Genomic DNA, 20919 nt, shown 5'->3' with positions numbered 1-20919 from the left:
ATGGTTCTATTGCTTGTCTGACTATATAAGTAAAAGAACTGATCCAATCAAGTTGAAAGAAATGATAGCGTTATCTATTTAATGAAAAATTAAATGAAACTGGGTCCTCAAGTATCAAGACGAGTTTGTGGCATAGCAATATACCAGGATTGGGTCATTATGCTGAAATTATGAAACTGCTCACTATCTCGTTTCGTCTTAATTAATAAGAACTTTCAGTATGAATGGAGGATGTGTAATTTTGTGGCTAATATTCGGACTCCTAGCAATAACTGCAACTTTTATAAATATATATATGTATGGAACAGGCAAAGATTATAAATTAGCAATGGCGATGGGGTTATCTTTTACTGCTCTAACCCTTGTTGCAGATTATAGTATGGTCTCCAATTGGGTAAAGGCGGAAGATTGGGCTGCTTTATCAGACGTAGTGCCTACGATGGAAAAAGCGTTTTGGATTTTAACGAGTATAGCGATTTTATTAAATATAACTCCCACACTTTTAGAGTTAAAAAATAGAAAATAACTCTTGCGTTAACTTTTTTGTGCAATTAAAGGGCGCAATTGTTGATAAGGACATTGCGTCACCGAATCATGAAATTGAACAAAAAGAGATCATCAATTGTGATGGTCTTTTTTTACATTGCATTCAGAATATATGTTCTGTATAATCACGAACATATATACGGTTTTGGAAGGAGCATTATATGGAGCGAAATCGTGACCGAGGAAATATCAAATGGACTTCTCTGATGCTTCCTGAACATTTAGAACGTCTACGCGACTGGCAGCAGGAAGATCAGTACACGGAACGATCAGAGCTGACGGACTGGGAGCTGCAATCGATGCAGCTGACGCTGGAACATGGCTGGCGAAGCAAGTGTGAACTGTTGATCAAGACATGGCATGACGGTGAAGTGCGTTATCATCAGGGAGAGATCGAAGCGCTTGATTCTGCTAATTCCGCAATTCTGCTTGGCGATCCTTTCGGTACGGAAAGAATCCCTGTTGCCGACATTATCGACGTACAACTGGCAAAAGGTACAGATGGCGCATAAACGAAAATAAAAACTGTCTGCGAATGCAGACAGTTTAGTCTCTGTAAAATGCTTTTTCTGTATTGTACTTTGCGCGTTCCGTATTGATCACATACGTTTCATAAATCTCGCGCTCCATTGGATCATCCACAAGAATAGCAGCTATTTTCGCTACTTCTTCACGGTGATTGCGCAATGGAGATACTTGGTCTTCAAAATGCTTTTTTAGACGCGGGCGCAACTTTCTTGCTTTCCCTACGAATAATAGCTCGTCACTTTGGTTGTAAAACAACAACAGACCGCCTTTATCCCGGGGAATTTCATGGAAATCAATAAAACCGAAGATCGGCTTGATTGGCGTCGTATCCGGCGTCAGTTCCTGCTTTCTGCGAATGATTGTCACAGCTGGTTCTGGTAATTGAATCGTAATCAATTTTACTTCACATCCTCATATGATTAAGTGTCCATCCTACCATATGGCAGGGGAAAAAGCGAGAAACTTTCCGTGTGTTCCTTGCATATGGTAGACAAATGCCTTGGAGAGGATGAATCCATGAAATTGCCTGCTGTTATACAAGCGTATCATGTGTCGCATACGAAACCCAAAGTGAATATTTATTATCCTGTCATCATTCAGCTGGAGGACCCGAAAATTCAGCAGCAGCTCAATCAAGTGATTTTCACGGAGATGAATAAACTGCTTGTGGAACAAAATTATTACGAACCCAGTTTGGTCGAATTAGTAGCTGATTTTGAAATAAAAAACAACCAACGAGGGATCCTCAGTTTAAATCTTATTGTCTATTCCTTCACTGGCGGGGCGCATGGGATGACAGTCTGTAAGTCACTGACGTTCGACACACGTACAGGCAGAAGCTATAGCTTGCCCGATCTCTTTAAGCCAGGCAGCCCATATGTGCAGCGGATTTCTGAATATGTCCGCCGACATATTGAAAAATGGAAAACGCCTGTATTGGAGCCGTTTAAACAGATCCGACCCGACCAAGATTTCTACATCGCAGATACTTCCCTCGTCGTCTATTTCCAGCTCTATGAAATCTCACCTTACGTAGCCGGTTTCCCATATTTCCCGATTCCGCTACTCGACCTGGAAGACCTCATCAAGCCAGGAAGTCCTGCAGATAGAATGCTGCCATTTATCGGAGTTTAACAAAGTTTCATGTGGAAGATATGTAGGAATATATGAAGTATTAATGCTATAATTTGAATATACAGACTATACAAATGAGGTGGAATGTATGCTAAGAGATCTCTTTATCGGTTTATCCGAAAATCAATTGTTGAACCGCGCCGCTCGGAACTATGGCTTACAGCTTGGAGCACAGCAGGTAGTGGCTGGAACAAATATTACAGAAATGATGGACAGCGTAAAAGAACTGAATCAAGCAGGGATTGCGTGTACCATTGATAATTTAGGTGAATTTGTTTACGACAAAAGCGAGGCTATCAGGGCGAAAGAACAGATCTTAGCAGTAGTGAAGGCGATCCACGAGCAGCAAGCGGATGCACATATCTCCTTGAAACCATCTCAGCTCGGCCTCGACATCGATTATGAGTTTTGTAGAGAGCAAATAAAAGAGATAGCAGAAAAGGCAAGCCGCGACGACATCTTCGTGAATTTGGATATGGAGAATTATCCGCGGCTTGAACCTACCTTCCGTCTGGTTAATGAATTATCAGAAGAAGGGTATACGAACATTGGAACCGTCATTCAGGCATATTTTCATCGCGCACTGAAAGACACGCGTGCCTATCGTGACATGCGAATGCGTCTGGTGAAAGGTGCATATAAAGAATCGCCTGCTGTTGCCTATCAAAAAAAGCAAGAAATTGATGAGAACTTCATCCGAATCATCGAGTGGCATCTGCTTCATGGAAAGTTCACTTCAATTGCCACGCATGATGATAGGATCATCGATCATGTCAAACGCTTTGCAGCAGAACATGACATCGAGCGTGATCAATTCGAATTCCAGATGCTGTACGGACTCCGCAAAGACTTGCAGCTGGCGTTAGCGAAGGAAGGCTACCGTTTCTGTACATATGTACCATTCGGTGAAGATTGGTATGGGTACTTCATGCGCAGATTGGCGGAACGTCCGCAAAATATGAATTTGATGGTGAAGCAAGTGTTTAATAAGAAGACCAATACAGTAATAGGTTTGGCGGCAGGTGCATTTTTGCTTGGGCGGTTGTCGAAGCTTGGGAAATGACGAAATCATTGAATAGGGCTATCCGGGAAGTCGTTAGACGATTTCTTGGATAGCCCTTTTTTATATCAAGTGTTTCTTTAGGACCCTCACACTCATAAGATGCCCGTCGGCGATCATATTTTCGGCCGGGCGCTCATATCCATCCGTTTGCCGCTCATACGGACTCGAAACTCGCTCATATGTCTTCTCCCCGCGATCATAAAGGGAGTATTCTCGCTCATACGCCGAATTGCCAGGTGTTATTTTTCTTATGATTCTACTAAATAAAGCTTCATTTAGTAGAAATACACTTATTTTATCAAATGATTTGAAACTTTTATAGAAAATCTCCGTCTGTAGGGTTCTAAATAAAATAACAGATAGCGGAGTGAATATATAGTGAGAAAATTGTTCGGAAAAATAAAGGTCGTTCTTTTCATTAGTTTGTTATTTGTTTTAATTACCCTGGCCAGCCTGTCTTTTTCCCATTTCGGTGCTGCGGTGCAGGACCAGCGATTTTCGGATATAGACAATACATTCTGGGCCAAAGATGAAGTGATGCAGCTGGCGGATGAAGGGATTATTGCCGGGTATCCGGATTTTCAATTTAGACCGAGTGCTGTTATAACACGTGGTCAGGCGGCCAATTTATTAGCAAGTGCATTACAACTACCCGATACGCCATATGAACCGATATTTACAGATGTCAGTCAGGAGTCATCCTTTTTACGTGGAGCGATGGCGACATACCAGGAAAAGATATTTGCCGGAAAACCGGACGGCGCGTTCGGCGTCAGTGACCCCTTAACAAGAGAACAGATGGCCAGCGCAATCGTCAGCGCGTTCAATTTAAAAAACACAGGGACGGCAAGTGGGTTCACGGATGAAAATGAAATCGGCATATCTCATAAACAAAGTGTAAACGTGCTGAAACAATATGGTATTACGACAGGGAAAGAAGACGGCTCGTTTGATCCGAAATCACCTGTCACAAGAGCGACCTTCGCAGTATTCTTACATAGGACGATGATTCAGTCGGGCGCATTGAAAGAACGGGCAGCTGTAAAGCTCACTGAACCGGAAACAATCGGACCATTTGAAGCCGTCCCTCATTCGGAGCAATTTATTGAATTACCATTGGGTGAGGAGTGTAAAGTATTTCTGCGGTCCGATCAGCAATTGCAGTTGATTGAAAAACGGACGCAGGCTCACGGTCATGCAACCGATCAAATGTATACGTACAGTGTGAACGGGCAGGATTCTGTAACTATGACCGTGGTCAAGCGCCAGTTGCCAAACAGTGACTATTTCTTATTTACAGAGTTACGGAATCCCGAGACGACCCCGATCCGTATAGATCTTGTACAGACTGAAGACGAAATTAAATCAAATGCACTCGAACCGTTCAGCAAGTTTTCTGCGAAAAAAGAAGTGAAGAAACTAGTCGGCGAAGATGTGACGACATTTCCTGTTGGTCTACTGGAGACGGTGACGGATGACAAAATCAGTCAGGAGCTGATCGGAAAATCGTATCGTTCCCGTGAATTGGAAATAAACTATGCGCAGGGGAGCAGCCGTACCCGCGAATTTCTGGCAGAAGAAGATGTATACAGCAGCATAGTGATGGGCGGCACGCGTGTGTCTGTATTTGTATTGCAATCGCATGGTGATGATGTTACAGATCAATGGCTTCTTTCATCCGGAACCAAGTTGTTCTCTACAGATGAACAAAGGGATAACTGGATGCATGAATTTGCCCTCCATAGTAAAAAACGCAATCAATGGTATACTGCCAAAGGAGCTTACAGTAAAATGGCCGAGACCGTGGAACCGATTGCTGCTTCCGGACATGCGTATGGCCGTAATTTGCTGATGATGAAAGAAGACCGTGCCATGGAACTGTACCAACAGACGCAAGAGCGGTTCTATGAAGACCTGTTGCATAATGCATTTGTCAATTTACAGTTGTTCAAAGGAGAGGAACAGTATTGGGAAACAGAAGTGACCAGTACCTACCTGAAAGACTTGTACGGCTTTACGGCTCCGTTTATTGATACGCGTTTTAATGAACAAATTGCCTTGTTCTTAAATAAAGCCGGCAATGCTTTTGAACATCCGGATGCGAGCGAAGGCCTGCGCAACTATGCTGATTTGCTTGTCGCTCAGCAGGAAAAAGGGAATATCAGTGGTTTGAAGCCAGATGCTTATTATATTCCAGATTATTTCCCAGTGAGGCAGAAGGTGGTTACGCATACGTCCATGAATCACCAGCTTGGCGGGATGAACATTCTTTTATTGGCCTATCAAGAGTTTGGGGATACTGTTTATCTAGAAACAGCAAGTGCGATTGAAAAAGCGATCGCGCTGGAAGAAAAAAGCTGGATCCGGGATGATGGGGATATATGGTATAAGCGGACACCCGATGGAGAGTTTGCAGGAAGGGACTATACCCATCTGACATTGGAAGATTTGATTGATTCCTATGAGAACTGGCTTGCTGTAGACGAAGCAAAAACGCCTGTGTTTAAGCGGATGATCGAGTCAAAAGCAGGCTATTTAGATAAAAATAAGAAAGGGTATACAACTAAAATTAAAGAGGGGCTGAAACGGATCGATATGTCTAACTTATTACCTAATGGAATCGAGCATACAGATGCTTTGTAAAGTAAAATGGTGTGTAGATGCCTTTGTAGTAAATTAGCGGATTCGTTCTGAAATAAGACTGCACATGCGAAAAAATGTGTTGAAATGAACATTACATACCTTAATTGGTTGAAGGGGGTAAAGAAGGGGACAAGAGGTTTTGTGAATGACTTAAAACTAATGAATAGGGATTTAACTAGGAAAGCGAAATTGGAAAGTTTAGAATGAGGCTAAATGAGTTAAGAGATTAATTAAAGGACTGGTTTTATGGAAAATCAATATACAAGTCGCTTTGTTATGAATTTTGGATCAGGAGATGTTGAAATTAATCTGCAGGGAGATGGCCAAGATATTTGTTTCAAATTTATGCTTGGCTTCATTTCGATACCTTCTTTTCTCAATAAACTCTTTCGGCTATGGAATGCCGAAACTAATAGAGCTGAAACAAACTTAATATGAATGCAGGACGTTGCAAAATAACAGGGACAAGGAGGTACAGATATCAAAATTCGTAAAATTGATCATGTAGGTATAATCGTAAATGACCTCACTGCTGCTAAAGAATTTTTTCTCGATTTCGGGCTTGAAGTGCTGGGAGAAGCATAAGTAGAAGGTGAGTGGATTGAACTCGAAATTGGATTAACTGACCTTAGAAAGACGGTTGTAATGTTAGGTATGCCGGACGGTGAGAAAAAATTGGAGCTAGTCAAATTCCACACACTTTCAGATAGTAAAGATTTTCAACACTATTTTCCACCAACTTTGGGTGTCTGTCATATTGCATTAGCTGTCGAAAATATTGAAGCCATTGTTGCCAAGTTGAAAAAAAGTGGCTCAGAACTTTTAGGTGAGATACAAAACTACGAAAATGTTTTTAAATTATGTTACGTTCGTGGGCCGGAAGGGATTGTTTTGGAATTGGCGGAGAAAATCAATTAAATTTTGGTTGGCGGTTTTCTCCCCATCAATCACTCGTGATTCTAATGCTTTTTTCTTTCATCTAATCTTCATGTTCTCAAAGTGAAAAAGATACAATCGATTTCTAAAAATGAAAGTTGGATTTTTCGAAATCTTTGTTACAATGGATAAAGCCATTGCCACTGGTCCACACCAACGAAAGTGTGAGGCATGAAGCGCTTTAAAAATGGCGAATGATCGTATCAGGGAGGTTATGTACATGACAGAAGATCGTTACCAGCAAGGTTTAGAGAAATTAAAGGAGCTTACGTTATCAGGTGATGAAAATCCAACCGGCGAGATGGACATTGGGGAAGGATTTAAAGACATTGCGCCCGATTTAAGCAAATACGTTGTGGAATTCGCTTTTGGAGAAATCTACTCACGTCCGGGATTGGATAACAAGCAGAAAGTCCTTACCACCATTACAGCACTTGTTGCACAGGGAAAGCCGCAGATTGAGATGCATATCAAGACCGGGTTGAACGTTGGCTTGACACCGGATGAAATTGTAGGCTGCATCATGCACCTGATCCCATATACGGGATTCCCGAGTGTTTTAAATGCTTTAACCGTCGCAAAGAAAGTATTTGCAGAACGCGGTGTATCGGTTACATTACCGGACGATAACTAGATTCTTTACTAAGATAGTTGAATGAAAGATCAACAGAAACGGATAATTGGTTTTCAACTGTTCGAAAAATAAAATGGTTCTAATCCGCATTTTTTCAGGTGGGTTAGAACCATTTTTGACAGGAAGCACACTTCTAAATGTACATGCTAAAAAGGGTTGTTGTATGGAGTTACATGTGAAGGAAACAACTAAAGGAATTATGGTACTTATTAGAGATGGAGGCTATTTTCCAGATGTTGAATTGTTTGGATATGCCTATTGCACACGAGCTGCACATGAATATGGGGGTCTCGCCAATGATTGAGAAAAAGATACAATCATCAGAGGGAACAGTTTATTACTGGACAAATGAATTGGACCTGCGCAATGAATTTGCAATTGTTTTTTGCCACGGACTAACAGCAGATCACACACTTTTTGACAAGCAAGTCCAGTATTTATCTGATAAGTATAAGTTGATAACTTGGGATTGGCCTCTGCATGGAAAATCAAGACCTTATACTAATTTTTCTTTCTCGAATGTTAACGCGGAGCTATTGACCATAATTGAACAAGAAAACATAAATAAAATCGTCTTAGTGGGACAATCAGCAGGAGGGTATATTGCCCAGTCATTCATCCGGGATCACGAAGACAAAGTAACAGGATTTATAGGAATAGGCACAACGCCTTTTGGTAAAGGTTATTACAGAAGTCCAGAACTCTTTTGGATTAAACATTATTCTACCATTGCTAGACTGTACCCTTTTAGTTACTACTGTAAAGCAGGAGCAAAAGCCATTACGATAACAGAAGAAGCAAGGAAAAGTATGTACAATACGCTGCTTCATTTAGGCAAACAAGACATGCTAACGGCAACTGGGGCGGTTTATGACGAATTTTTAAAAGTAGAAGATGAAGTCCAGTTTAACTGTCAAGTCCTCATCACCTATGGAGAGTACGATAAAACAGGCTATATAAAAAAGTATTGTAATAACTGGGCGGTAAAAAGGGGTTATCCATTAAAAGTAATTCGTAATGCTTCTCACAATGCAAATTATGATAACTATGAAGAATTTAATGAATTACTGGATACCTTTGTTCAATCCATATTATAAAAGACTATTCAACGGACGGGCACTTTTGCTGAATCGATTCATTATCGAGGGGGTATTTATAAATCAGCTCTTTTATCTAAGTACTACGTAATCCTTCCTGAATTCTTTACCGCACACGGGGGGGTTCATATTACAGCTCTTTGAGAGAACGCGCAAAAGTATTCCAAGATCATAATGGAAGCTGATGAACAGAATGATGGCAATTCCACAACCAGATTGAAAATGAAACCTTCACTTGGTGTTTTCCGTACCATTAGTTGGAAGGGAAGGATACGGGAAGATGAGAATTTCTAAGAATACTGTGTTTCATGCCATGATCTTTTTTGGCATTTTGTTTTTAAATACTCTCATTTTTAAAAAAGGAATTTCAACTGATATGGGAGTACTATTGTCTGCTGTGGCTTTGTTATTTCTACTTATACTTTTCGTCACGTATATCAGCAGACTAAGGGCTACGTCGTAAAAAGAATTTGCAAGGAGGTATTTCTAACGTGTCAGCAAATTTACCCAACTTACATACCGGCCGCACCGTCGTGATCGGAATCGACGGCTTGGGAGGTTCAGGAAAATCGACATATGCGCGGGATCTTCAGCAGGCGATAAAAGGCGTGCACCTTTTTCATCTGGATGATTTCATTCATCCTAAAAAGATCCGTTACAACGAAGAGTATGAAGAGTGGTATGGCTATTATTATTTGCAATGGCGCTATGAATATTTGATCAATGAGCTGTTAGCCCCCTTAAAAAATGAGGGTGAAGTGAGGCGGACAATCGAGCTCTATGACAAGGAAACAGATGGTTATATCGAACAAGAAATTGACATTCCGTCTGGCTCGATCGTACTTATCGAAGGGGTTTTTCTGCAGCGTCCTGAAATAAGACCGTATGTGGATCATGTCATTTTTCTTAATGTCGACAAACAGACGAGACTCAAGCGTGTAATCGACAGAGATGTCTATATCGGCACGAAGGAAGAGATTATTAGCAAGTACGAACGCAGGTATTTTCCAGCAGAGGAGATGTATATGAAGTTGTGTAAGCCTCTGGCATCTGCTCACTATATTGATAGATGAGGTTGAGCGATTTCTGCCTGCTGGCGAACTGATGATACAAGGCTGTACCAGAACCGAACTTATTAATTGAATCGGGAAGGAATAAAAAATGATATGAAGCGTAAAAGGAAAATTATGAAATACCTTATGTATAGTGCCCTCACCAGCGCAGCATTACTCGCGATAACGCTTTTCTTTCCCACCTGGACATCCACTATAAAAGGTGATGCGAGTATCAGTACACTAGAACAAGTGGAAATAAATGGGGTGGAACATGAAATTATGATACGTGGAGCGAATAAAGATAACCCTGTTATGATTCTTGTACATGGCGGACCTGGATCACCTGAAACACCGTACGCTGTTCAATATGAAGATTTATTGGAAACAAATTTTACTGTGGTGAATTACGACCAGAGAGCAAGCGGGAAGTCGTATCATTTTTTTGAGGACTATTCCAATTTATCCACGGATTTATTGGTTAATGACCTATTAGCGTTGACAGACTATATAGCAGAACGTCTTGGGAAAGAAAAAGTCATCCTTGCGGCTCATTCGTCAGGTACATACATTGGCATGCAAGCAGCCAATAAATCTCCTGAGAAATATAAAGCGTATATTGGGATTGGGCAGATGGGTGATACACTCGAAAGTGAGAAAGAAAGTTTGGCTTACTGTATCGCGCAAGCTGAAAAAGCGGGAAATCTTGATGATGTGGAGTATTTACAAGGGATAACAGAGCAAATTGAAAATGGCGAAATGGTCACTCCGAGAGAATACGTGATGAAATATGGCGGATCCACAAAACAAATTGATCATCCTGATGGCAATAATATTAGAGTTTTATTTAGCAATGAATATAATTTGTTGGATGTTATTCGCTACAATATGGGAATGGGGTACTCTCAAGAGAAGTTAGTAGGCCATATGCTGGAAAATCCATTGCCGGAAATTGTGACAAAACTTGAAATCCCTTTCTATTTCGTCATGGGTACAGATGATTATATGACTACATCAAATGCAGCAAAAAAGTATTTCGATACGATAGAAGCCGAATCCAAGTATTTTGTCCCTTTTGAGAAATCAGCTCATTACCCGCATCTTGAAGAAAAAGAGAAATTTCATGAATGGATGTCTGATACATTTATTAATGAAACTAAGTAATAAGCTTAACAATCCTTAGCAAAATCATTATCCATGCCGCAATCGAATCGTTCTATGATCTGTGCACACGTGAAGGAGAATCATTCTGATCTGTAAGGATAAGATCAGTATATCGCTTAGAAAAAAGACTCTTGACCACTGGAAAAACATATGTTTATTTTGTTTTACCGATCATTCTGCTAGCCGCATTACTGGAAACATACATAGCTGATTTCTTATTCAATTTATTTCAGTAGCTACAAAAGAGAGACTTGATCGAAACTAATGTAGGTAATTTTCAGATCATCTTCAGCGCGCTAAGTACCGTAAATGAAGGAGGTCTCATTGAATTGGATGCAAAATGTATTACATTTCACGAGTTTGGAAGTCCTTTAGACGTATTGAAAATTGAACATAAAAGGATCGAACCGCCGAAGGACCATGAAGTGTTTGTTCGGATGTTAGCACGTCCTATTAACCCATCTGACTTAATCCCAATTAGAGGAGCGTATGCTCATCGAATTTCTTTACCTAATATACCGGGGTATGAAGGTGTCGGCATTGTGGAAGATGTAGGCGCTTCCGTTTCTCAACATCTTATTGGCAAGCGCGTGTTACCTTTGCGCGGGGAAGGTACTTGGCAGGAATACGTCAAAACAGCAGCGGAATGGGCAGTGCCTATCCCTGATTCTATCGATAATTTTACGGCTGCGCAGATGTACATCAATCCACTTACCGCGTGGATTGTGAGTACAGAAGTTTTACAATTAAAACCGAATGATACGTTATTGGTGAATGCATGCGGTTCTTCCATCGGGCATATTTTTGCTCAATTATCGAAGGTCTTGGGTTTTCGTTTGATTGCGGTGACGCGAAATAACGTCTATACAGAACAACTACTTGATCTGGGCGCTACTGATGTCATCAATACAGCAGAAACCCCTCTACAAAAGATGGTGATGGAGCTGACCAACGGATGCGGTGCAGATGCTGCTGTTGACTCTGTAGGCGGATCATCTGGAAACGAATTGGCTTTTTGTGTACGTCCTAATGGAAAGTTTTTAACGATTGGCCTGTTATCAGGAATCCAAGTAAACTGGGCAGATATTGTAAAAAAAGCAAAAGTACACGCGAACATTTTTCACTTGCGGCATTGGAATAAAAATGTTTCAACGGATACGTGGCAAGAAACATTCAATCATTTACTGACATTACTAAATGATAACCAATTAAGACTGACGGAAATGGACTCTCACTATGATTTAGTAAAAGTAAAAGAAGCGGTTCGTGTCGTAGAAACTTCCGAAAAAGGTAAAGGCAAGGTCTTTTTAACAAATAGGACGTAATTTTATAAAAAACAACGATACTTTTAAAGAGTTTAAAAAACTAAATAAAACCCAAAAGAACAATAAGATAGGGGAAACAGTAATGGTATCTATACCGATGGAAGTATTGAGAAAAAACATTTAGAGAAAGATGGGGATGAGAGCTTCCAATATGTGGTTAATCGGCAGGCGTGTTAACGTACAAAAGATTCCCACCTTCGTATAAAAGTGGGAATCTTTTGTTTACTTATTATTATTTCGAATTTCTTTCTGGATTTTACGAAGTGCTTTTTTCGATCCTCGCTCTATATCATGATTTAGTTTTCTAGTATTGTAGTCAATGAATAAAGTGTCTAAGTCATAGCCCTCTGGATATAACTCTTCAGCTTTTAATTCTAATACCAAGCGTTTTCCGTTTACTTCAATAAATTGATTTTGATAATACACAGTAACGTTAGAATAGTTGTCCTTTTCTTTATACACTATTCCAAAGTCATCGTGGTCAAGCAGTTTTACCCGGTCTCCTTTTTGATAGTCGATATTATTTTTAACTTTCTCAACCTCTGTTTTTGGCTTTAGAATTTTGCTTTCATTTAATCGTTCCAAGCTATATTCTTTATTTTTCATATAATCCTCTGCTCTTTTTAGAACATTTTCAGGAACATTCATTTTTCTAGAGATCCATAAAGCATTACTATCCCCAGACTGCCCGATGAGAAGTTTAAATAATGGATTCAATGTTTCATTATTAAATTGCATAGCGGCGTTCATAAAGTCACTATGCATTTCGGAAAAACGTTTTATTTCTCCATAATGCGTTGTTGCAACGGTAATACATCCTTTAAGATAAAACTCTTCTAAGAGGGAGATTGCTAATGCTGCTCCTTCATTTGGTTCTGTTCCGCTGCCGATCTCGTCAAATAGTAACAGGGTATTGTTATTTACTGATCGAAGTATCTCTGATAAGTTCTTCATGTGAGAAGAGAACGTGCTAAGTGCATTTTCTAAACTCTGATTGTCACCGATATCGACAAACATACGCTCAAATACTGCAATTTCGGTTTCTTTCGAAGCGGTAATATGGAACCCAGACATAGTTGCCAAAGTAACAAGGCCAATTGTCTTCAGCACGATTGTTTTTCCACCGGCATTAGGTCCAGTTATGATTAAGCTGCGATAATCGCTCCCAATCTGAAACTGTAGCGGTATAACATGACCCGATAGTAATGGATGCTTGCAATTTATTAATTTTATATTCCCATAATCGTTTATGTTTGGCTCAATTCCATCCACATGTTTGCTGTATTTAGCTTTAGCAAAAATCATATCATACTGGGATATAAGCTCAATATTAATATGAATGGCTTGAAGGTTTTCAGTCACTAACCCTGTTAAAGTAGCTAGTATTTGATATTCCAACATGGCCTCTTCGGATTTTAATGTTGCTAATTCAACACTTAATTTTCCCACCACACTAGGTTCCATAAAGACTGTCAAACCTTTGGATGATATTTCAATGATAGTTCCCTGTATTTGATTTTTGTAGGAGGATTTAATTGGTATGGTATAGTGACCATTCTTGATACTTATTATAAATTCCTGAATATAATTTCTGTTTGTGCTACTGTTGAGAAATTTATTTAATCGTTCCTTTATTTTTTGTTCGGTTGTTTGGATATGATGACGAACACGTTTGAGTTCTTTACTGGCATCCGAGTCAATCTGATTATTTTTTATAGAAAAGTTAATATCCTCTTCTACCGACATGAATTCTGTCATGGAATTGACATAGGACGATAATGTCGGAGCAAAAAATTCTTTACTGGACATGAAAACTTTTATTTTTCGGCAACCTCTTAAAAAATCGGAAATACTTAAAAGCTCTGATGGAGTTAAAATTATGCCCTTTTCCAATTTGTCAATTGTATGTTCAATGTTGGAAACACCCATGAGAGGTACGTTACCACCTGCATCCAGAATGGCACGTGCTTCAGATGTTTCATTTAATCGATGTTTGACTACTTTTAAGTTAGAACTTGGAATTAATTTATCAAATAGTTGTTTGCCTAGTCCGCTAACACAATAAGATTTTATGATCTCTTTTAGTTCGTTATACTGTAATTTTTCAAAAGTACTTTCATTCATGTTTTTCATTCTCCTCCATGTGATGAATAGATCAGCAATGAAGAAACCTAGCAGGAAATTTCAATGAGTTGAATATAAATATAAAAAAGCTGCAGTATCCACCGCAGCTTACGTTTACAATGCAAAAATAAAATACATAAATAAAACCATCAATAACGATAGTTCTAATCATGAAGTGATGCACTTTTTTGTAAAGTATGGTAGGTATCTTCATAAGTGGAAATAAGTCTACAACAAAATAAGGGGCGTGAAACTAACTGAAATCCCCTGTTGTTAATACTTCCTTATTTCCTATAATGTTTTCTTATTTAGAAACTACCGCACTCACAAAATTCACCTCTTGTATATAATTGAAATGCTCATTGAAATCGACTTTACAGGTCTATTATACTTAGTCGAAAGCGATATGTAAAGAATGTCAAATATTTCGTAAACGTTCTTACACAAACGGGCGCGCACGACAAGTTCTGTAATAAATGCTTTCCGGTATGAAAACACAGAAGATTTATTAAATACATTTCAACCTTACAACGAAGATTGGTGGGTATCAAGGCCATTTGACGAAGCATTTTATATACCCGAAGGCTTTGAAGGATGCGCCAGTATTGTTTACAACATTAATAATATGGCTTGCAATGAATTTAAAATCATTCTACCAACCATTGCGTTTCTTAAATGAAAAAGGGTATGTACTTAATAAGCTGTTCTTGGCGTTCACACTACAAATAAAAGAGGGATAAACAATGCAATCCTATCTAATGCCTATTTTCATTGCCGGCGTCGTTTTTGTGTTCCTTGCCGTATTGCTGACATTGCCATTTTCCATTTTTCAATACCGCAAGTACGGGTATTTCAGCTTTTGGAAAACGGCACTTCTTGTCAGTTTTATTTTTTACAGCTTAAGTGCGTACTTTTTAGTCATTTTTCCGATGCCTTTCAGTTTTCAAAACTGCGGAGAAGTTCCGCCCGGCAAGATTCTTGTCCAAACGCGTCCGTTCCAATTTATCCGGGATATTCAGCGGGAAGTTAATTTCTATTGGATTGTTCCTTCTACGTATGCTAATTTGCTGTCGGCACCTTCTTTTTATGTCCGATTTTTCAATGTTCTTCTGCTATTTCCGTTAGGTGTCTATATACGGTACTTCTTTAAGAATAGGGAAAAGTGGCAATACGCTGCATTGATGGGGTTAGGCGTTTCGCTGTTTTTTGAAATCACTCAGCGAACCGCTGTATTCGACCTGTTTGCCTGCCCTTATCGTGTGTTTGATGTTGATGATTTACTGGCGAATACAGCCGGCGCCGTTCTGGGTTTCTTGATTGCCCCGCTTTTTCTGATGTTCATTCCGTCGAAAGATGCCTTGGACAGGCAAGAACAGTTTTACGATGGACAGCAGCAGGCGACATTTGGCGCGCAGTTGTTTGAAGTGCTGTTAAATGTGATGGTAGCTAAACTGCTCGCTAATCTCATAAGTCCATTGTTTGCGCCGACGAGTACATTGGGCAAGGCCCTCATTTTTGCCGTTGCCTTTTATTTCTTGATCGTTATCCTTCCGGCAGTTTGGAGGGGACAGACAATCGGCGGAAAAATCATTCGTGCCCGGCTTATAGCAATAAAAGGAAGTCAATTTAGGAGATACAATCGACGATTTTGGATTTTGTATATGCCGTTTTTATTTTCCGCAACCAGTAGAGTCTTGACTTCAGAAATGAAAGATGACATCATTCTAAACCTAGCTGCTTTTGGGCTGGCTGGATTTTCCTTGCTTGTCTGGCTAGTGTTTATCGGGCATCTCCTCGTCAGGTGGGGGAAAAAAGATGACATGCCGTTTTATAACCGCTATGCCGGTGTTATGGTTGAGCGGATGGGGAAGAGAATGGATGGCGAAAGGAATAAATACATCTAATTTATAGGGTGCCTGTGTAAAAAACAAACATAATAGTTTGACGCACAGACATCCTACATGTTAATGCTACAATTGAAGATCTGAATAGCGTATCAAAACTAGGGGAATTGCCCTTACAGAAAGCAAAAGATTTTGCCATTGAAACTGGAGCTAAAAGTATTAGTCAGAATATAGCTCCAGATCAGAAGTTAAAAGTGAAGTTGCCAAAGGTGTATATTGATTTGATCAACGAGCTACAGGAACTACTAAGAAAAGGCGGAAAGTTGAAGCGGATAATCGAGCTACATAATAAGGAAACGGATGGCTATACGGAAAGAAATTGAAATTCTGCCTGGTTCGACAGTACTTATAGAAGGAGTTTTTTTACAGCTACCTGAATTAAGACAGTAATTTGATCATGTTATTTTTCTTGCCGTGGGCAAACAGACTTGACATAGGCGTGTAATCGACAGAGATGACACCTTGTAGTTAAGCATCAAGCACAAGTGTAGTTGAATTGTTATAAACGAAACTTGCATAGGTACCAAACAAAAATAGGGAGGAATTAAAATGAAAAGAATTGTACCACATTTAAGGATTAAAAATTGTAAAGAAGAAATTGAGTACTATAAAAAAGTTTTTGGCGGAGAAATAAAAAACACCCAGTTATCGGATGGCATTGAAATGTTCAAGGGGTATGAAGGTAAGTACATTCATGCTGAATTACATATTAACGAAAATTGTATTTTGTATATGGCTGACGTTTTTGGTGAGGAAACCGTACAAGGTACTAGCATTTTGCTTGGTCCTGATCTTGAAAGTGAAGAGGAAATTACCAACGTCTATGAAGAGTTGGCCAAGGATGGAGAAATTAAAATGGAGCTCCAAGACACATTCTGGGGGGCGAAACACGCTATTGTCACAGATAGAAATGGGATAACGTGGGAACTTAACTTTACAAAGTAGACAATTTACTTGTGTTTAAAATACATTGGACAATCAGTCATGATGTTTGTTAAGAAATTTTCAACATGTAAATAAAGTCAAAGAACGAAATTTAAAAGATCTTTCATCTAATTATGACGAAATCCCTCCTGAACTCTTCACATCACAGGGGGGATTTTTTAATTCTAATTATTTTTAGCTTGCCCCTTCCCTTACGTCACACGTTAAACTAAAGTTACACCAATAGTAATGGAGGGATAGTTTTATGGATACTGAAGAATATGCTTTCACAATTAGTGAATTTGGAAAGCGTACCACAACAACGGTTAGAACGTTAAGATTTTACGAGAAATTAGAATTACTGATACCAACAAAGCAAAATGCCTCTGGTCACAAGTTGTATGGGTTTAAAGAGTTAACGAAACTGCAGCAAATCCAGTCCTTGAAGTTTTTAGGATACTCGTTACAGGAAATCAAAAACTTAATTGATAACGACTCAGACACATCTCAACAACTTGAAAAGTCATTGCCCTGGCAGCATGCACTCCTAACGGAAAAGAGAGATGAGTTAAATCGATCCATCGAAGCAGTTGAGCATGTACAATTTCTTTTGAAAGAAGGAAAGCCCATTACATGGAAAGTGTTAAGTTCCCTTCTTTTTAAGATGGAAAATGAACAAGATCAACTAGAATGGGTGAAAGAATACTATCCAGAAGACGTGGCTGAACAATTTGTTTCCCTTCCGAAAGAGCAGCGAGCTCAAATGGATATTGAAATGCTAGATTGGTTATCGACAATCAAGCAATTGATGAGGGATGGGGTATCTCCACATTCACCTGAAGCGTTTGAAGTGGCCGTAAAATTATCCGAGATTGCAATGAAACATGTAGGTGACAAAGAGGAATTGGCAAAACAAATGCAGAAAGCACAAGAATCAATGAAAGCTGATAGTGTGAATTTTACGTTTCCTACCATTCTGACACAGGAAGAGGAAGCCTTTTTGGAAGCAATAGCAAAGTCGATTAAAGCGTTATATGGTGAAAATGTTGACCAAGAATAATAGGCACACGTGCAATCCTTCATTCAAGAAATTCTAAATTGATTCCTTCCAAAGTAAAAAGACGCTATTCTTTACTAAAGAGTAGCGTCTATTTACTCTTTTCGTATATGTAATTGTGATAGCTGTATATTAAATATTAATATTGGATTTATTCTGACTTCTTAAGTGGTAAAATAGATTATAGAGCACATACTTTCTTTATTCAAGCAAATATACACAAACCTATGTTCTTGGATATGGAATAAACTATTCATACCAGTAGATACAAGTGAAGCACTTTATATTGTGCTTTATTTTTATTTTTAATTCCTAAACAAGACTAACTCTTTTTTGCGTTATTCTCTGAATCCGTTAGTGAGTTTATCACGCGGAAAAAAAATGCGGCTATTAACATTCCAAAACTTATCACAAGCAATCCCATTCCAAGCCATCTGCCAATTATAAAAGAAGCGACAATTAATAAGATCGTTGAAATGACTGTTGAACTAGTTGCTCTTTTTTTATCCTTTAAAATGCCCAAAACTATAAGGTAAATAATCAGGTTACTACCAAAACCAATCCCAATTGGAACTAATATATCCACTCTATTCACCTTTTTCTCATCTTTTTATCGTATAAAAATCGTAACACAAACAGATGTGCACTAACAGCGATAAAGAAGAAAACTAGAGAGATTGTTTTTTGAGCACTTAAAAGAATCAATAAGCTTAGTAAAGAACAGAAACCAATCATTTTATTTATTGACGAGATTTTAAAAGGAACAAATACGATTGAAAGAATCTCCGCATCGGCTGCAATCATGGAATGGCTATCTGTAAACCAAGGAATGGCTGTCATCGCATCGCATGATAGTGAGTTAACAGAAATTGCAGGGGAGTTGTATTGCAATTACCATTTCAGAGAATCGATTGAAGACGGTAAAGTATTATTTGACTATAAAGTTCACGACGGACCTTCCACAACTAGGAATGCCATCAAACTGCTGGAGGTTCTAGATTCCCCTGAAAGTGTAACTACTCAGGCAAATGAGATGGCACGGCATTTCACTGATGTGCATGAATGGGAAAAGATCAGTAACAGATTAACTCAATTGAGTTAACAAGTAGAATGGTGGCAGTTCAACGATTATGAAATCTTCACTCGATGTTTTTGTAAAAAGAATTATATCAGACATGGGATCGTGTCTACTGTGGCATTTCTATTCTTAGTTATACTTTTAATTACATATATCAGAAGATTAAGGGGGAAGAATTAAAGAGTATCTTTGAGAAAACCACAATGGAACAGCCTGTGGGTCGTTCCATTGTATCCCTTATCAAGTAAATGAGTGTACACTGCAAATTACTTTATTCATCTATTAGAAAACAAAAAAGAATCTCTCCAATTATAATTTCCACTTTACCCTCGCATATACAACGAGCATCACGAAGTTTGCCGCAGCACTAATAACCGTACCATAAGCAATTGACGACGCACCAAATGAGTCCATCATCAAATAAATAACTGCTACATTAATGCCGAAGACGCTAATCACGCTAAATAGTACCGGCACCATCGAACTGGCTTTTGCATAGTAGAATCGAGTGATGAAGGTATTGGCTGCAAGGAAAAACATTGACAGAGAAAATGCACGAAATATAGGTACTGTCAATAAGACGGATTCTCTTGTGAATTCTCTACGTTCAAAAACGAGACTTATTAGCGGTTCTGCAAAGACGTAAGCGACAACTGTTGCCGGAACAAGTAATGCAAATAGATAAATCATTCCTTTTTTATAAAGTGCACGGATTGTCTCGATGTTGCCTTCTCCCTCTTTTTTACTAAGAAGAGGATAGATGACGGTTGTCACCGCAGTCATCAAGATCGCTTGCGGTAAACCGGTCGACTTCGAAGCAATGTTAACTGAAGTAATCACTCCTTCTCCAAAACGCTCAGATACAATCCGATAAATGAGAATATAGAATTGTAACGAAGCTCCGCCAAACAGTATCGGCAAAGCGATCACCCATAACCTCTTCATATCTTCCGTCATACCAAAAGATGGTTTCAACGAATAGAGTTTTGATCTCCGAAGTCCTGTATAAAGAAATCCGCCCATCAACAGTGCACCACATAATGCACCAATCCCAAATGATTCAGGGCCGAAATAACTGGTTAATAAGACAGCAATTCCGACAAAGGCTGTATTGTATAGAAGAACCGCAATACTCGACAGGCTGTATTTCCCGTTTACGTTCAGTACCCCGCTCATCCACGTGGATAGGACTAAAATAATTGAGGACGGCATCATCCAGAGATATAGGGTGCGTAACAATGCATATTCTTCAGGACCCCGGTTTTTGAAGAACAGTTTCAAAGTCGGATCTACAAAGATGATTAATACAGCAGTTACGGAAATTGCAGTTGCAAGAACAGTTGTAAGCGACTTTCGAACATACAAGGCTTTATCAGATGTCGTTGAATGATAGACAGATATAAATGCTGTCGTCAATCCACCACCCACCACAAGATAAATAAAATTTGGAATCGTATACGCTGTTGCAATGGCATCCGCTGTGTTCGACGTTCCATACTGATTCGTTATCACAATTTCCCTATAAAAACCAAGCAACCTGGCCAGTATATTTATGATAGCAACGGCCCCAACAACTTTCATTATTTTACTCATTGACACAACCTAGCCTTTCTTGAAGGGACAAAATTAACGGCAAGTCTCCTATGTATCGTCATGCAAATACTGTGCGACTTTCATTTACACAGCTGTTCCATAGATTATATCAGAATT

20 protein-coding genes and 1 pseudogene are annotated in these 20919 nt (G+C 39.2%); 17 read left to right on the top strand and 4 right to left on the bottom strand.

Annotated elements, in window-relative coordinates:
* Nucleotides 1-241: 241 nt before the first annotated feature.
* Both MKY93_RS09340 and MKY93_RS09335 read left to right on the top strand, forming a co-directional pair.
* Nucleotides 242-526 carry a hypothetical protein gene (locus MKY93_RS09340; protein ID WP_340758886.1) on the top strand — a complete coding sequence of 95 codons (285 nt, stop codon included), beginning with the start codon at nt 242-244 and terminating at the stop codon, nt 524-526.
* A gap of 181 nt (nt 527-707) precedes the next feature.
* Complete coding sequence (locus MKY93_RS09335; RefSeq protein WP_078816711.1) at nt 708-1058, top strand: YolD-like family protein; 351 nt, start codon at nt 708-710, stop codon at nt 1056-1058.
* Between the two features lie 34 nt (nt 1059-1092).
* Here the strand turns inward: MKY93_RS09335 and MKY93_RS09330 are convergent, their stop codons facing one another.
* Nucleotides 1093-1470, bottom strand: coding sequence for a nucleotide excision repair endonuclease (locus MKY93_RS09330; protein WP_340758885.1), 378 nt, complete (start codon nt 1468-1470; stop codon nt 1093-1095).
* A gap of 87 nt (nt 1471-1557) precedes the next feature.
* On the opposite strand from MKY93_RS09330, the gene MKY93_RS09325 reads away from it, so the two are divergent.
* From MKY93_RS09325 to MKY93_RS09280, 10 genes and pseudogenes are all read left to right on the top strand, one after another.
* Entirely contained in the window at nt 1558-2208 is a 651-nt protein-coding gene (locus MKY93_RS09325) for a DUF3298 and DUF4163 domain-containing protein (protein ID WP_340758884.1), read from the top strand.
* A gap of 88 nt (nt 2209-2296) precedes the next feature.
* The gene (locus MKY93_RS09320; protein WP_340758883.1) at nt 2297-3271 is read left to right on the top strand and encodes a proline dehydrogenase family protein; all 975 of its coding nucleotides are present in this window, start codon (nt 2297-2299) and stop codon (nt 3269-3271) included.
* Between the two features lie 378 nt (nt 3272-3649).
* The gene (locus MKY93_RS09315; protein WP_340758882.1) at nt 3650-5914 is read left to right on the top strand and encodes an S-layer homology domain-containing protein; all 2265 of its coding nucleotides are present in this window, start codon (nt 3650-3652) and stop codon (nt 5912-5914) included.
* A gap of 480 nt (nt 5915-6394) precedes the next feature.
* Nucleotides 6395-6832: pseudogene (locus MKY93_RS09310) on the top strand (VOC family protein).
* 238 nt (nt 6833-7070) lie between these two features.
* Nucleotides 7071-7484 (top strand): carboxymuconolactone decarboxylase family protein, encoded by a 414-nt coding sequence (locus MKY93_RS09305; RefSeq protein WP_340758881.1) that lies wholly within the window; start codon nt 7071-7073, stop codon nt 7482-7484.
* A 163-nt stretch (nt 7485-7647) separates the two neighbouring features.
* On the top strand, nt 7648-7788 hold the full coding sequence (locus MKY93_RS09300; RefSeq protein ID WP_340758880.1) for a hypothetical protein: 141 nt from the start codon (nt 7648-7650) through the stop codon (nt 7786-7788).
* On the top strand, nt 7781-8581 hold the full coding sequence (locus tag MKY93_RS09295) for an alpha/beta fold hydrolase (RefSeq protein WP_340758879.1): 801 nt from the start codon (nt 7781-7783) through the stop codon (nt 8579-8581). Before MKY93_RS09300 ends, MKY93_RS09295 begins: the two co-directional genes overlap by 8 nt.
* A 491-nt stretch (nt 8582-9072) precedes the next feature.
* Nucleotides 9073-9654, top strand: a complete 582-nt coding sequence (locus MKY93_RS09290) for a uridine kinase (RefSeq protein ID WP_340758878.1) — start codon at nt 9073-9075, stop codon at nt 9652-9654.
* A 93-nt stretch (nt 9655-9747) separates the two neighbouring features.
* Complete coding sequence (locus tag MKY93_RS09285) at nt 9748-10797, top strand: alpha/beta fold hydrolase (RefSeq protein ID WP_445683486.1); 1050 nt, start codon at nt 9748-9750, stop codon at nt 10795-10797.
* Nucleotides 10798-11126: 329 nt separating this feature from the next.
* Nucleotides 11127-12122, top strand: coding sequence for a zinc-dependent alcohol dehydrogenase family protein (locus MKY93_RS09280; RefSeq protein ID WP_340760925.1), 996 nt, complete (start codon nt 11127-11129; stop codon nt 12120-12122).
* A 222-nt stretch (nt 12123-12344) separates the two neighbouring features.
* Here MKY93_RS09280 and MKY93_RS09275 read toward each other — a convergent pair whose 3' ends face one another.
* Nucleotides 12345-14246, bottom strand: a complete 1902-nt coding sequence (locus tag MKY93_RS09275) for an endonuclease MutS2 (protein WP_340758876.1) — start codon at nt 14244-14246, stop codon at nt 12345-12347.
* A gap of 743 nt (nt 14247-14989) precedes the next feature.
* Here MKY93_RS09275 and MKY93_RS09270 point away from each other — a divergent pair.
* The 4 genes from MKY93_RS09270 (at nt 14990) to MKY93_RS09255 (ending at nt 18134) form a co-directional block, all read left to right on the top strand.
* Nucleotides 14990-16150 (top strand): VanZ family protein, encoded by a 1161-nt coding sequence (locus MKY93_RS09270; protein WP_340758875.1) that lies wholly within the window; start codon nt 14990-14992, stop codon nt 16148-16150.
* Between the two features lie 107 nt (nt 16151-16257).
* The gene (locus MKY93_RS09265) at nt 16258-16473 is read left to right on the top strand and encodes a hypothetical protein (RefSeq protein WP_078816694.1); all 216 of its coding nucleotides are present in this window, start codon (nt 16258-16260) and stop codon (nt 16471-16473) included.
* 226 nt (nt 16474-16699) lie between these two features.
* Nucleotides 16700-17095, top strand: coding sequence for a VOC family protein (locus MKY93_RS09260; protein WP_009496559.1), 396 nt, complete (start codon nt 16700-16702; stop codon nt 17093-17095).
* Nucleotides 17096-17339: 244 nt separating this feature from the next.
* The gene (locus MKY93_RS09255) at nt 17340-18134 is read left to right on the top strand and encodes a MerR family transcriptional regulator (protein WP_078816692.1); all 795 of its coding nucleotides are present in this window, start codon (nt 17340-17342) and stop codon (nt 18132-18134) included.
* A gap of 319 nt (nt 18135-18453) precedes the next feature.
* Here the strand turns inward: MKY93_RS09255 and MKY93_RS09250 are convergent, their stop codons facing one another.
* The gene (locus MKY93_RS09250) at nt 18454-18717 is read right to left on the bottom strand and encodes a hypothetical protein (RefSeq protein ID WP_040758089.1); all 264 of its coding nucleotides are present in this window, start codon (nt 18715-18717) and stop codon (nt 18454-18456) included.
* A gap of 114 nt (nt 18718-18831) precedes the next feature.
* Between MKY93_RS09250 and MKY93_RS09245 the strand changes: the two genes are divergently transcribed.
* The gene (locus tag MKY93_RS09245) at nt 18832-19233 is read left to right on the top strand and encodes a MutS-related protein (protein WP_340760924.1); all 402 of its coding nucleotides are present in this window, start codon (nt 18832-18834) and stop codon (nt 19231-19233) included.
* Between the two features lie 285 nt (nt 19234-19518).
* Here the strand turns inward: MKY93_RS09245 and murJ are convergent, their stop codons facing one another.
* Nucleotides 19519-20802 (bottom strand): murein biosynthesis integral membrane protein MurJ, encoded by a 1284-nt coding sequence (murJ, locus tag MKY93_RS09240; RefSeq protein ID WP_340758874.1) that lies wholly within the window; start codon nt 20800-20802, stop codon nt 19519-19521.
* Nucleotides 20803-20919 lie beyond the last annotated feature (117 nt).

This window comes from Sporosarcina sp. FSL W7-1283 (genome assembly GCF_038003105.1).
GTDB lineage: Bacteria > Bacillota > Bacilli > Bacillales_A > Planococcaceae > Sporosarcina > Sporosarcina newyorkensis.
This window is presented reverse-complemented; position numbering and strand designations above follow the sequence as displayed.

What these genes read in the sequence shown, in the direction of transcription:
- MKY93_RS09275 (WP_340758876.1), bottom strand. Translation starts at nt 14,246, where the DNA reads ATGAATGAAAGTACTTTTGAAAAATTACAGTATAACGAACTAAAAGAG.
- MKY93_RS09325 (WP_340758884.1), top strand. Translation starts at nt 1,558, where the DNA reads ATGGTAGACAAATGCCTTGGAGAGGATGAATCCATGAAATTGCCTGCT.
- MKY93_RS09320 (WP_340758883.1), top strand. Translation starts at nt 2,297, where the DNA reads ATGCTAAGAGATCTCTTTATCGGTTTATCCGAAAATCAATTGTTGAAC.
- MKY93_RS09285 (WP_445683486.1), top strand. Translation starts at nt 9,748, where the DNA reads ATGAAGCGTAAAAGGAAAATTATGAAATACCTTATGTATAGTGCCCTC.
- MKY93_RS09270 (WP_340758875.1), top strand. Translation starts at nt 14,990, where the DNA reads ATGCAATCCTATCTAATGCCTATTTTCATTGCCGGCGTCGTTTTTGTG.
- MKY93_RS09300 (WP_340758880.1), top strand. Translation starts at nt 7,648, where the DNA reads ATGGAGTTACATGTGAAGGAAACAACTAAAGGAATTATGGTACTTATT.
- MKY93_RS09255 (WP_078816692.1), top strand. Translation starts at nt 17,340, where the DNA reads ATGGATACTGAAGAATATGCTTTCACAATTAGTGAATTTGGAAAGCGT.
- MKY93_RS09260 (WP_009496559.1), top strand. Translation starts at nt 16,700, where the DNA reads ATGAAAAGAATTGTACCACATTTAAGGATTAAAAATTGTAAAGAAGAA.
- MKY93_RS09305 (WP_340758881.1), top strand. Translation starts at nt 7,071, where the DNA reads ATGACAGAAGATCGTTACCAGCAAGGTTTAGAGAAATTAAAGGAGCTT.
- murJ (WP_340758874.1), bottom strand. Translation starts at nt 20,802, where the DNA reads ATGAGTAAAATAATGAAAGTTGTTGGGGCCGTTGCTATCATAAATATA.
- MKY93_RS09335 (WP_078816711.1), top strand. Translation starts at nt 708, where the DNA reads ATGGAGCGAAATCGTGACCGAGGAAATATCAAATGGACTTCTCTGATG.
- MKY93_RS09295 (WP_340758879.1), top strand. Translation starts at nt 7,781, where the DNA reads ATGATTGAGAAAAAGATACAATCATCAGAGGGAACAGTTTATTACTGG.